A 12,321-nucleotide genomic window follows, 5' to 3' on the forward strand; every position below is an offset into this window, starting at 1 on the left:
AATGGTCGAGAAGTTCGAAAAAGCCCTTCTATGGGTTATAGAAACAGTTTGCCTGGCGCTTATGGTTGCCCTCGCGCTGTCGGTAATCTATTCGACCACAATGCGTTACTTCGGACTATCGCCGTCCTGGTACGATGAAATCGCGAGTGTGCTGCTGGCCTGGCTGACCTATTTCGGTGCCACATACGCCTTGTTCCTTCGTCAACACATGAGTTTCGGCGGCATCGTAACGGCATTGCCCAAACGCGCCGCAGTCGCGCTCGCGCTTTTCTCTGAACTCCTAGTGATCAGCTTCTTCGCAATTGTCGCGTGGTATGGAACCGCCGTGCTGGCCGTTGCCAAATGGGACTCACTTCTCAGCCTCCGGTGGATGACACTCGACATTGTCCAGTCGATCATCCCGATTTCTGCAGTGCTTATGATCATCGGTACAGTGCTGACACTGCCGCGCGCCCTAGCGAATGCGGCGGCAGGAATCGACATGGAGCACGCAGATATCGAACACGCCATCGCCGAGGCAGAGCGCGAGAGCGCGGATAGATCCCGAAAGGATGCGCCCAAATGATCCTTCTCTTCACAACGATTGCCTTGATCGGGCTGATCCTGATCAATGTGCCGATTGCCGTCGCCATTGGCATCGTCGCTGTCGGCGGTCTTCTCCTGACGCCGGGCGGCGCGACGCTCTATGATATGGCAATCGCTTTGTATTCGGGCGCCACGTCGTTTCCGCTGATCGCCATCCCACTGTTCATCTTGGCCGGGAACCTGATGAACACCTCGGGCATCTCAGTGCGGCTGATCAACTTCGTGACATCCCTGATCGGCTTTGTCCGCGGTGGCCTTGGCATGGTCAACATCGGGGTGTCGATGGTCTTTGCTGAGATATCGGGGTCGGCCGTCGCGGATGTCGCGGCCACCGGCACAGTGCTGATCCCCGAGATGAAGAAACGCGGTTATTCCCGTACGCTTGCCGCCGCGATCACCTCGTCATCGGCCTCACTGGCCATCATCATTCCGCCGTCTATCCCGATGATCCTGTATGGAGCTATTGCCGAAGTTTCGGTGCTAAAACTTTTCGTGGCCGGTATCGTGCCGGGCGTCCTTGGTGGGTTCTTGCTGATGGCGGTAACCTACGTACTGGCGATCCGCTATGATCTGCCCCGTGCGGAGAGTTTCGATTTGTGCCATGTCTGGCGGTCATTCAAGGAGGCGTTCTGGGCCCTGCTTATGCCGGTCATCATCCTTGGTGGCATCTTTTCAGGCATCGTGACTGCGACCGAAGGCGCTGGCCTTGCTGTTCTGGCGGCCCTGATCATCGGTCTCTTCGTCTACCAGGATATGGACGTGTGGCGCCTGCGCAAGGTGATGCTCGAAGGTGTCAGCCAGACAGGCGTGGTGATGCTGCTAGTCGCGACATCGGCAACACTGGGACTATTTCTGACGCAGGCGCAGGTTCCGCAGCAGCTTGCACAGCAGATCACGGAATTTACGACCAATCCGCTGATCGTGTTGGCACTTCTTAATCTCCTGTTACTGGTTCTGGGCATGTTCCTGCACGGCGCCGCGGCAATCATTCTGGTGGTGCCGGTGGTGATGCCCTTGGTCAACGCCGTCGGGATCGATCCCATCCACTTTGGGATTATGGTCACCCTGAACCTCGCCATCGGCCAGCAGACGCCGCCTGTCGCGTCGGTACTGATCACGTCATGTTCCATTGCCAAGGCGGGAATCTGGGAAACGTCCCGCACCAACCTGCCGTTCATCGGCGTGCTCGCCTTCATCCTTTTGCTGGTGACCTATGTGCCACAGGTGTCTCTCGCACTCACGGAGATCATCCAATGACCAATCCAAAACCGCGTATCGCTATCATTCCGGGGGATCCTTCCGGGATAGGGCCTGAACTGATTGCCAAACTGCTGAACGAAGACGGCGTGCAAGACGCTGCCAACATCCTACTTATCGGGGACGAGCATGTCTGGCGGCAGGGGGCAGAACAAGCGGGTCTGAACGTTGATCTGCCGCAGATCGACGAAGAGGCTATCACCACGCAGCAGGGGCTGGCCTGGCTGCAGCTTCAGACGATCACGCCTGAGGACGTGAAGATCGCAGAAATTACCGTTGCCGGCGGCGCGTCCAGCCTGCGTTGCCTCGACAAGGCGCTCGACCTCGCGATGGCGGGCAAAGTGGACGGGATCCTGTTCGGGCCGTTCAACAAGGCGGCGCTTACGAGCGCGGGCCTCGACGCGGAAGACGAGCACCGCTACATGGCTCGCTACATCGGCTTCAAGGGCTATCACAGCGAGATAAATGTTCTTGACGATCTGATGACGACGCGGGTCACCAGTCATATCGGCTTGAAGGACGTCGCCGAACAGATAACGGCCGACGCGGTGGAAAAATCGATCTGCCTGGCCGAAGAAACGCTTCGGCGCGCAGGCAAGGAACGGCCGCATATCGCCGTCGCTGCGCTGAACCCGCACGCGGGCGACGATGGCAAATTCGGCCGAGAGGAAATCGACATACTGCAGCCTGTCATCAAGGCCGCGCAGGCCAAACAGAAACACGTAACAGGCCCGTGGCCATCGGACACTGTTTTCCTCAAGGCGCAACGGGGGGAAGTCGATGCGGTCGTCACGATGTACCACGATCAGGGGCAAATCGCCATCAAGCTGATGGGTTTTGATCGCGGCGTGACCGTGGCCGGGGGCCTTCCGATCCCGGTTGCCACACCGGCCCACGGAACCGCATTCGACATTGCCGGACAGAACAAGGCGAATGTCGGCGCTACGCTGCAAGCCTTCAACTTGGTGGTACGCATGGCCGGAACTCATCGCGCAAACCGCGCGGTAGCCTAACAAGGAAAACCAAATGACCAAGATTAAATCCATTCGAACCCGCGTCTGGAACTGGACAGGCCCGACAGTCCCGCCGCAAGGAAATTTCTGCACCAATGCTTCGGATGCGCTGTGGGACAAGGGCGACGCAATGGCGTCATTCCGGTTCCATCAGTGGCTGACCTGCGAAGTGGAGGCCGAAGATGGAACCATCGGCATTGGCAATGCGGCGCTAGCTCCCACGGTCGTAAAGAAAGCCATCGATGATTGGTACGCGCCTCTGGTGATCGGTGAAGACCCTTTTGATTACGCCTATATCTGGGAAAAGATGTACCGCCGCACCCATGCATGGGGCCGTAAAGGCATCGGTATGACCGCGATTTCCGCCATCGATATCGCGATCTGGGATCTGATGGGCAAGTTGGTAAACAAACCGGTGTTCAAGCTGCTGGGCGGACGCACCAAGGAGAAGATTCCGGTCTATTATTCAAAGCTTTACGCAGACAGCATTCCCGCGATGCAAAAGGAAGCTGAATTGGCGCAAAAGCACGGCTATCAGGCTTACAAGTCGCGGTTTGGCTATGGGCCGAAGGACGGCATGTCCGGCATGCGCGAGAATCTCAAACGGGTTGAAGCCCTGCGCGAAGTCTTGGGCTACGACGTTGATCTCATGCTCGAGTGCTACATGGGCTGGAACGTCGATTACACCAAACGCATGTTGCCCAAGCTCGAAAAATTTGAACCGCGCTGGCTAGAAGAGCCGGTGATTGCAGAAGACGTGAACGGGTATGCGGAACTCAACGCTATGGGGATCGTGCCGATCTCGGGCGGAGAGCATGAATTCGGGCTGATCGGCTGCACGGACCTGCTGCGCAAGGGCGCCGTTAGCGTGCTGCAATACGACACCAACCGCGTGGGAGGGATCACAGCGGCGCAGAAAATCAATGCGGTCGCTGAAGCCTTTCAGGTGCCGGTCATTCCCCACGCTGGACAGATGCACAATTATCACCTGACAATGGCCAACGCCAATTGTCCGATCAGCGAATACTTCCCGGTCTTCGATGTCGAAGTCGGCAATGAGCTGTTTTATTACATATTCAAGGGAGATGCGGAGGCCGTCGACGGGTACCTGCAATTGGACGACGACACTCCGGGCCTTGGGATCGAGATCACGGAAGAACACATTGCAAATTTTGAGGTCATTGAATGAAACCCTATAACGGTATCTGGCCCGTCGCGCCGACGGCTTTCAATCCCGATGGCACGTTGGACGATGACGGCAATCGCCGCATCATGGAGTGTATGATCGATCAGGGCAGCGACGGTATCTGTGTCCTTGCCAACTACTCGGAACAGTTCCTGCTGTCAGACGCGGAACGCGAAGCTCTGACGCAGTTGAGTTTGGAGCACGTCGCGGGCCGTGTGCCGGTGATTGTCACCATCAGCCATTTTGCGACCGACATCGCCGTGGCGCGCGCGCACCAGGCCAAGGAGATGGGCGCGGACGTGGTCATGATGATGGCACCTTACCACGGAGCTTTAATGAAGGGCACGCCCGCGCAGACGTTCGAACAGTTTCAACGCGTGGGCGAGGTCGGCATTCCCATCATGCTACAGGATGCGCCATTGTCCGGGGTTGAACTGGACGTGCCGCTGCTGGCCAAGATGGCGCGCGAGATTGAGATGCTGAAACTGCTTAAGATTGAAAGCGTCGGAACGGCGGAAAAGCTGCGAGCGCTTCTGGCCGAGGCGGGGGATTATATCGATGGCCCGTTTGACGGTGAGGAGGGCATCACACTAATGGCCGATATGGACGCAGGTGCAACCGGTACGATGACCTCGGCCACGATGACAGATCAAATCAAACCGGTCGTCACGCATCACCTTTCCGGCGATCGCGATGCCGCAATGGCTGCCTATGCGCGGGTGTTGCCTGCGATCAATCATGAAAATCGTCAGTGCGGTTTCCGCGCGGCCAAAGAAACCATGAAGGAAGGCGGCGTCATCAAGTCGGCTTTCTGTCGCCATCCGATCCCGCCACTTGGCTTTGAAGCGCGCGCGGCCTTGATGGAGTTGTTGCGGCCACTGGATCCAGTCGCACTGCGGTGGGGAAAGTAACATGAACCAGTCTAACTGGGCATCGGAACTTCGGGAAATCGCACAGCTATCCGCCCGCGTCGAAGCCTGGCCGAGGAAGCGATGGTTCGCCCTCTGCGCCAGCATCTCGAAACCTCCGTTAAACACACGACCTAGGCGGAACGCATCGTGAAACAAGACTCAACTCGAGGGGAGAAAGACACATGACGAGAAAGACCATCGCATTGATCCAAGGCGATCCAGCCGGTATCGGTCCCGAGTTGATGGCAAGATTGCTAAGCGACGAGGACGTGCACGCCGAGGCAAATCTAGTGGTGATCGGCGCGCCTGAGATATTCGCGCGTGGTGAGGAACAGCGTGGGGTAAGCATCGAGAATGTCCGCCACGTTGATTTCGATGCGGACATCGACGTCCGCGAAGGTGAGGTGCTGCATCTCGACATGCAGATCGACGGCTTGAGCGGTGTTCCTATTGGGCAGGTCTCTGCGGCCGGGGGGCAAAGCTCGTTGACGGGATTACAGAAGGCGTTCGAGCTGTCGCGCGCTGGCCTAATCGACGGCGCGATATTCTTGCCGTTCAACAAGGAATCCATGCATCTTGGCGGCAACCAATTCGCGGATGAGTTGGGTTTCGCCAGCCACTTCTTTCAACTCAAGACCCGGTGCAGCGAATATAATGTCGCCAATGGGATGTGGAACGGGCGTGTCACCAGCCATGTGGCGATGCGCGACGTGCCCGACTTGCTGACCGAAGAGTTGATAGAGGAAAGCATCATCTTAACCGACCGGACGCTGCGCATGGCAGGATATGAACACCCCCGCATTGTTGTCGCCGCCTATAATCCCCACGCCGGCGATGGTGGCCTAATGGGGGACGAGGAAATCCGCGTTATCCGCCCTGCGGTGGAACGCGCCAAGCTCAGGCAGATCTCGGCCGTCGGGCCGCTTCCAGCCGATACCCTGTGGCTGAAAGTGCGCGATGGCTACTATGATGCGGTGGTTACGATGTACCACGATCAGGGCCAGATCGCGATCAAGCTGCTGGGGTTCGACAAGGGTGTCTCGGTTCTGGCGGGCTTGCCATTGCCCCTCACGACGCCCGCACACGGAACGGCCTTCGACATCGCAGGTCAGAACAAGGCGAACCTCGTGCCCACCAAGAACGCCTTCAAGATGTGCCTGAACATGGCCAGCAACCGCCACGTGTCCGAAGGTGTTGAAACCGCCGACGCTTGAGCACTCTCTAGCTTTACATGACGAAATCCTAAGAAATCGGACTCCTTTGACATGACCTTCACCCCACACGGAAAACATCTGATCGCAGGCGAATGGGTGGCTGGTGACGCCACGTTTTCCTCCTCTCCCGCACACGGCACGGCCCACGACTTTTCTGTTGGCACACCCGATCACGTAGACGCGGCGGCGCAGGCGGCAGAAGAGGCGTTTTGGAGTTATTCACAAACCACGCGCAAGGATCGCGCCGCCTTTTTGCACCGGATCGCCGATGAAATTGAAGCGCGGGGCGAGGCGATCACCGAAATAGGTATGCAGGAAAGTGGTCTGCCCGAGGGACGTCTGCAGGGCGAACGCGGTCGAACCATTGGGCAGCTTCTACTGTTCGCGGACCATATTTTGAAGGGCGACTATCTTGATCAGCGCCATGACAGTGCGCTGCCAGATCGCGCGCCCGCACCTCGTCCCGACCTCAAGATGGTGCAACGCCCCATTGGGCCAGTCGCAGTCTTTGGCGCATCAAATTTCCCGCTCGCCTTTTCCACTGCTGGCGGAGACACGGCAGCAGCTTTAGCGGCAGGTTGTCCGGTGGTGGTCAAAGGCCATTCTGCGCATCCAGGCACCGGAGAGATCGTCGCAGAAGCAATCCATGCAGCAATTAGGGCCTGCGGTATTCATCCAGGAACATTTTCCCTTATCCAAGGAAGTAAACGCGATGTTGGCACCACTTTGGTTCAGCATCCGCTAATCAAGGCCGTTGGTTTTACCGGCAGTCTTGGCGGTGGGCGGACTCTGTTTGATCTGTGTGCATCGCGCCCGGAGCCGATTCCGTTCTTTGGCGAACTTGGATCCGTGAACCCAATGTTTTTGTTGCCCGATGCGCTGAGCAATCGTGGCGCGGCTATTGCAGTGGGCTGGGCGGGGTCGCTTACGATTGGGGCGGGGCAATTCTGTACCAATCCCGGGATTGCAGTTTTGATCGACGGGCAGGATGCGGATGCGTTCGTTACAGCCGCCGCAGAGGCCTTGGGCAAGGTAGACAGCCAGACCATGCTCACGGATGGGATTGCGCAGGCCTACCGGATCGGACGTGATCGCATCGCAGGCACGTCCGGCGTGCGCGAGGTTCTGGCGACCTCCTGCGAGGGGCGGCAAGCGACACCCAATCTTTATGAAACCGATGCGCAGACGTGGCTGAACAGTCGCACACTTCGGGAAGAGGTGTTCGGTCCGCTTGGCATTGTGGTGCGCGCCAAAAATTGCGGACAGATGGTCGAGATTGCAAAACGCCTTGAGGGTCAACTAACTTGTACCTTGCATATTGACGATGCCGACACAGCGGTCGCGCAAATTCTGATGCCTGTGCTGGAACGCAAAGCGGGCCGTGTGCTGGCCAATGGGTTCGCCACAGGCGTAGAAGTGGCTGACAGTATGGTCCACAGCGGCCCCTACCCAGCCTCGACCAATTTCGGCCATACCTCAGTTGGCACACTCTCAATCCGCCGGTTCCTAAGGCCTGTCTGCTACCAGAACATGCCGGAGGCTTTGCTCCCGCGGTAACCTGAATATAGGCAATGTTTTCGCAGCCGGGATAGACGTCCACAACCTGTCCGGAGCGCAAATCGATATCCGTGCGAACCATTGGCAATGACCACATTTCGACGGAGGATCTTTTCACCGCGGTCGCGATGCGCAGTTAGCTGCTGTTCGGGCAGACACGGCGAATTCACGCCTCGTCACACACTGCTGACCTAAGTCGGGTCAAATGCTGCGCACCTGTTCCAATGCCCGCTTCAGGGAAGCTGCGTCGCAGCTTTGAGAGCGTTAGTGAACGGCAGCTTCGGGCCGAAAACGATGGTAAATGGCCGTCGCACGCATTAGCTTACCTCAACGCCACATCAACGCGCGAACGCGCACTAGTGCGGGGCTATGCCCGCCAATGCGCGTGAATGCTGCTGAATGTGCGGTTGGAAACTTGCTAAAATCAAAGACTTACCAGTTAAGATACTGATTTTATTAACTTATTAAAATTCTTGAATTATAGGCTCATAACCTGAAGGTCGTAGGTTCAAATCCTACTCCCGCAACCAAAAAATAACGTGTTATCAGTCACTTGCAAAGCGCCCGTCGGGGCGCTTTTTGCGTTGCCACATTGCCCGGAAGCACTGCGGAAGCAAGAGGGAGCGAAGTTATTGGTAACAAAGCGAAAACTACAGCTATTCATATAGCTTTTCATGCGTGAGCGGATCGTCAAGTTTTACGATCTGGAAGGATCTGCCGTAATCATCGGCTAACAAGTTTGTAACTGCTGCAGTCTTCGCTGTGCCCTTTGGCACGACGATATTTTGGATATGGCCTTTGACTCAAAATTGCCTGCCTCAAGCCCCCTTGTCCGTTCCGGGGCGGAACTTATTTTGCGGCGTAAAGCCAGACGCTGTTGCCTCGCGCGGGTTGCGCACCCAGACGGTCCGGTTGGGGTGCAGACCGCCACCGCGCCTCGCAGGAACGGCCATGTGCCGCGCACGTTGCAACAGGCGCGTGTCGGCAAGGCCAGCAAATGGATGGAACCCGCCGTTGTCTGCGACCACCTTGTCCCACGCGGCCTTGCGGGCATTAAGGATCGCAGGATCGGCAAGCTGGGTACAGTTGATCTCGTTGGTGTTCAGATCCGCAATGATTTCATCGCCATTTTCGACAAAGGCAATCGGCCCACCAAGCGCTGCTTCGGGCCCCACATGGCCAATCACAAGGCCGATCGAGCCACCGGAAAAGCGGGCGTCAGTCATCAGGGCGATAACGATGCCACGCTCGCGGCACAGGGTTGTGATGCGCGCGGTTGGGTCCAGCATTTCTGGCATGCCGGGTGCACCACTTGGCCCCTCATAGCGCACGATGATCATGTCGTTGTCCTGAAATGCCTCGGGCGTTTGGTCCAGCATGTCGAGCAGCGCCTGTTGGCCGTCAAACACGCGCGCCTTACCCCGGAACAGGTTGTTCTCAAGCCCGCCCTCAACACCTGCCAGCTTCAGGATGGCCGAAAACTCGGGCGACAGGTTGCCGCCAAGCATGCGCAACCCACCGGTGGGCTTATAGGGTGCCTTAACCGGATAGATCACATCGCCGTCGGCGCGTTTGGCACCAAGACGCGCGACCTGTTCGGCCAGCGTCTCGCCGGTGCAGGTCGGCACGTCACCGTTCAGCAGACCCGCCTCTAGCAATTCGCGCACGATGACCTGCACGCCGCCAACTTCGTCGATGTCGACCATGGAATACTTGCCGTAAGGCCGCGCGTTGGTCAGCACGGGAACGACATGCTGCGACAGGTGATTGAACTCCTCAGGGGTGATGATGTCCTTCCAGAAATCAGCAAAGCCTGCGGCGCGGGCTATCTCTGGCGCATGCAACAGCGCGTTAGTGGAGCCACCGATGGCCAACGCCACAATCGTGGCGTTGCGCAGGCTGTCGCGCCCGACGATATCGCGGGGCTTGAGGTCTTTCTCGATCATTTGGGCCAGCAGAGTGATCAACTCATCCGGAAACTCTTTCAGACGGCGCGGATCGTCTGACGGGGGGGCCACCATGTGCAGGGGCTGCATGCCCAGCACGCCGATGAACGTCTGCATGGTATTGTAGGTGAACATACCACCGCAGCTGCCAAAGCCCGGGCAGGCGTGGCAAGCGATGTGGTCGCGGTATTCGGGGTCCGGATGGCCTGCTGCCTGAAAGGCGCTGACGATATCGAGCTTTTCGCCGGTTTTTGGATCGGTGCCGGGATGTATCGGACCATCGGACATGATGATGGACGGCAGATTGTGCTCCAGCATCGCCGCAAGCGTGCCGACGGGCGGCTTGTCACAGGCAACCACGGCTATCGTGCCGGCAAGACCCGTGGCGCTAAGGTGTTCGCACAGCGCATCATGCGTCACCTCGCGCCCGATCAGCGAATAGCGCATCTCGGGCGTTCCGTTGCGCATGCCGTCCGAGGTCGCGATTGTATATTCGGGCTGCACGAGGCGATATTTCAATTGGCCCGGTCCGGTGCCGATACGGGCTTTCAGCGCTTGATGGATCGCCTCGACCTTGGCGGCCACGCCCAGATAGCATTGGCTGTCGCCTTTGGTGCCAACCACGCCTACCGACGGCTCGTGGATCAGGGCCGGGTCAGTCCCGATCTCGATGGCAAGGCCGATGGTCTGGGTCGAGCGGCCGGGGTGGTTGTCAATCAGAACGGCGTTTGGATTGGTCAAGGCGGTATCTTTCCTGTCGCAGGGTTGGAGGTGGTTGGTAGCGGCATCGAAATTCATTAGAAAGTTATGATGCGAAAGCTGTGAAAGTAAAGATCGACAAGCAATGTGTTCGAGTTTCGCGGCAGCAGGTGATGAGTCGTGCCGTTGTGGAGGCATTGATTAATCCAATAGTGCCGCTCAACTGGTCACTAATCGCAGCGCAAAAAATCACAAATAGGCGGTTGCTTATGCTGGGTCGAAAAATTGACCTCCCTTTGCAATCTACCAAGAATATGCGGTGTCTTGGGCAATGCTGTTTTTTCGGGGGAAGATGCGCCGCTCAGGCTGGTGGCATCAAATTTCTGTCGTGACATTTTATTCTCACTGTGATGCTGCTGGTCAAACAGCTTTTGCAAGGATGCAGATGTCGCCAATTCGTTCCAGCATTGACTGGGCCGGTTCGTATCCCGCGCGGGGTACATTAGACCGGTTTGCCGTTAAGCGCGATGGATGGACGTTCGCCGCATGACGGAACAGAGAAACGTGTTTTCTGGGCGACGTGCCGTGGTTGCGACCATGCACGGTAAAGAACAAGCAATCGCGCCGGTGTTCCGGACCAGCCTGAATTTGATCGTGGTGCCTGCGACGGGCGTCGACACGGACGCGCTTGGAACATTTTCCGGCGAGGTTCCACGACGTGGCACAATGCTTGAAACGGCGGTCGCCAAGGCGCGACTTGGCATGGAACGCGCACGGCTTCCCTTTGGCATCGCAAGCGAGGGAAGCTTTGGGCCGCACCCGCTTTTAGCGATCATACCGGCAGGCTTTGAACTGCTGGCATTCGTCGATGATGAGCGGGGCACGACGATCCACGAAAGCCTTGTGATCGATGCGACGAACTTTGCGCATATCGTAACGTCGCCAGCGGAACCGATCACGCAATTTCTGGCTCAGGTGGGGTTCCCGTCGCATGGTTTGATCGTGCGTCCTAACGTCGGTGATGCCCAGACAAAACTTTTCAAAGGTATAGTCGATCTGTCTAACCTCCAGTCCGCAATTACGGCAGCCGCTGCGCTTTCTGACGATGGCTGCGCGCGCGTTGATACCGATATGCGGGCGCACCTGAACCCGACCCGCATGAAATCCCTGACTGCCCTTGCGGTGCGACTTTCAGATCGTCTGTCGTGCCTTTGTCCGTCCTGCGCAGCGCCGGGGTGGGGACGCATCAAAGTGATCCGAGGTTTGCCCTGTGAGGTCTGCGACACCGCGACCGAATGGGTCATGTCCGAGGTCTTTGGTTGTGCTGCCTGCACTCACGAGGAGGAACGGCGCCGTAGCGACGGCCTCACCCACACAGGCCCTGCGAATTGTCCGTGGTGCAATCCTTAGACATCTCGATCATGAGGTCCAAGCTTGTCGAGATATTCGTGATATTGAGAAAGCCGTGATTGATACCTCTTGCTTTCTATCTGAACTTCACGCCATCCGCAGCTTTGGCGCGCAGGGCACCGGTGTGATTAGCGCTAGATCTCGCTGCGTGCGACTGGCTGGCAGGACGGAACGTGTCAACGACTTTGAGGCAGTGGCTTTTGGACTTTAAGCTTGGTTTCCCTCCGTTTGCTTTGGTGGATTTATCCAGACAGCAGTCGGGATGTGAGGCGGCCTGGGTGGCTTGCGGACGAAGCGCTCGGGCGTGCTGATGAACGCAGTATCGAGGGTTTCCTGGCGTGCGGCATAGATAGCCTCGGCCTGTCCGAAGTGGACCTGATCGGGGGTCATCAACCCGATACCTGCGTGATGATGTTCTTCGTTGTACCATGCAAAGAACCTGCGGCAGAAGTCGCGGGCCTGCTCGATAGTTTCAAACTTCTTGGGAAATTCAGGCTGATATTTCAGCATCTTGAAGTGGGCTTCTGAGAACGGGTTATCGTT

11 protein-coding genes are annotated in these 12,321 nt (G+C 57.6%); 8 read left to right on the forward strand and 3 right to left on the reverse strand.

Features of this window, described 5'->3' with window-relative positions:
• Window position 1 precedes the first annotated feature (1 nt).
• The 7 genes from BMY36_RS14265 to BMY36_RS14295 all read left to right on the forward strand — a co-directional run bounded on the left by BMY36_RS14265 (window position 2) and on the right by BMY36_RS14295 (window position 7,723).
• Window positions 2-565 carry a TRAP transporter small permease gene (locus tag BMY36_RS14265; RefSeq protein WP_050520964.1) on the forward strand — a complete coding sequence of 188 codons (564 nt, stop codon included), beginning with the start codon at window positions 2-4 and terminating at the stop codon, window positions 563-565.
• Entirely contained in the window at window positions 562-1,842 is a 1,281-nt protein-coding gene (locus BMY36_RS14270) for a TRAP transporter large permease (protein ID WP_050520965.1), read from the forward strand. Before BMY36_RS14265 ends, BMY36_RS14270 begins: the two co-directional genes overlap by 4 nt.
• Complete coding sequence (locus tag BMY36_RS14275) at window positions 1,839-2,855, forward strand: 4-hydroxythreonine-4-phosphate dehydrogenase PdxA (RefSeq protein WP_050520966.1); 1,017 nt, start codon at window positions 1,839-1,841, stop codon at window positions 2,853-2,855. The genes BMY36_RS14270 and BMY36_RS14275 overlap by 4 nt, the downstream gene beginning before the upstream one ends.
• A 13-nt stretch (window positions 2,856-2,868) precedes the next feature.
• The gene (locus BMY36_RS14280; protein WP_050520967.1) at window positions 2,869-4,044 is read left to right on the forward strand and encodes an L-rhamnonate dehydratase; all 1,176 of its coding nucleotides are present in this window, start codon (window positions 2,869-2,871) and stop codon (window positions 4,042-4,044) included.
• A complete protein-coding gene (locus tag BMY36_RS14285) occupies window positions 4,041-4,952 on the forward strand; it encodes a dihydrodipicolinate synthase family protein (protein ID WP_050520968.1) in 912 nt (303 codons plus the stop codon). The genes BMY36_RS14280 and BMY36_RS14285 overlap by 4 nt, the downstream gene beginning before the upstream one ends.
• Before the next feature lie 182 nt (window positions 4,953-5,134).
• A complete protein-coding gene (locus BMY36_RS14290; RefSeq protein ID WP_050520969.1) occupies window positions 5,135-6,166 on the forward strand; it encodes a 4-hydroxythreonine-4-phosphate dehydrogenase PdxA in 1,032 nt (343 codons plus the stop codon).
• Window positions 6,167-6,217: 51 nt separating this feature from the next.
• Window positions 6,218-7,723, forward strand: coding sequence for an aldehyde dehydrogenase (NADP(+)) (locus tag BMY36_RS14295; protein ID WP_050520970.1), 1,506 nt, complete (start codon window positions 6,218-6,220; stop codon window positions 7,721-7,723).
• Window positions 7,724-8,541: 818 nt separating this feature from the next.
• Here the strand turns inward: BMY36_RS14295 and BMY36_RS14300 are convergent.
• Both BMY36_RS14300 and BMY36_RS19990 read right to left on the reverse strand, forming a co-directional pair.
• Window positions 8,542-10,410 carry a dihydroxy-acid dehydratase domain-containing protein gene (locus BMY36_RS14300; protein WP_050520975.1) on the reverse strand — a complete coding sequence of 623 codons (1,869 nt, stop codon included), beginning with the start codon at window positions 10,408-10,410 and terminating at the stop codon, window positions 8,542-8,544.
• Between the two features lie 188 nt (window positions 10,411-10,598).
• A complete protein-coding gene (locus BMY36_RS19990; RefSeq protein ID WP_175469304.1) occupies window positions 10,599-10,805 on the reverse strand; it encodes a hypothetical protein in 207 nt (68 codons plus the stop codon).
• Between the two features lie 109 nt (window positions 10,806-10,914).
• On the opposite strand from BMY36_RS19990, the gene BMY36_RS14310 reads away from it, so the two are divergent.
• Window positions 10,915-11,778 (forward strand): DUF6671 family protein, encoded by an 864-nt coding sequence (locus BMY36_RS14310; protein WP_050520976.1) that lies wholly within the window; start codon window positions 10,915-10,917, stop codon window positions 11,776-11,778.
• A 207-nt stretch (window positions 11,779-11,985) separates the two neighbouring features.
• Here the strand turns inward: BMY36_RS14310 and BMY36_RS14315 are convergent.
• The coding region (locus BMY36_RS14315) for an integrase core domain-containing protein (protein WP_139194066.1) at window positions 11,986-12,321 on the reverse strand (336 nt) is incomplete at its 5' end.

The sequence above is a fragment of the Pseudorhodobacter antarcticus genome (assembly GCF_900110135.1).
Lineage (GTDB): Bacteria > Pseudomonadota > Alphaproteobacteria > Rhodobacterales > Rhodobacteraceae > Pseudorhodobacter > Pseudorhodobacter antarcticus.

Bases quoted from the DNA above. Each gene is read 5' to 3' on its own strand.
- BMY36_RS14270 (WP_050520965.1), top strand. From the start codon at position 562: ATGATCCTTCTCTTCACAACGATTGCCTTGATCGGGCTGATCCTGATC.
- BMY36_RS14285 (WP_050520968.1), top strand. From the start codon at position 4,041: ATGAAACCCTATAACGGTATCTGGCCCGTCGCGCCGACGGCTTTCAAT.
- BMY36_RS14310 (WP_050520976.1), top strand. From the start codon at position 10,915: ATGACGGAACAGAGAAACGTGTTTTCTGGGCGACGTGCCGTGGTTGCG.
- BMY36_RS14295 (WP_050520970.1), top strand. From the start codon at position 6,218: ATGACCTTCACCCCACACGGAAAACATCTGATCGCAGGCGAATGGGTG.
- BMY36_RS14275 (WP_050520966.1), top strand. From the start codon at position 1,839: ATGACCAATCCAAAACCGCGTATCGCTATCATTCCGGGGGATCCTTCC.
- BMY36_RS14290 (WP_050520969.1), top strand. From the start codon at position 5,135: ATGACGAGAAAGACCATCGCATTGATCCAAGGCGATCCAGCCGGTATC.
- BMY36_RS14265 (WP_050520964.1), top strand. From the start codon at position 2: ATGGTCGAGAAGTTCGAAAAAGCCCTTCTATGGGTTATAGAAACAGTT.
- BMY36_RS14280 (WP_050520967.1), top strand. From the start codon at position 2,869: ATGACCAAGATTAAATCCATTCGAACCCGCGTCTGGAACTGGACAGGC.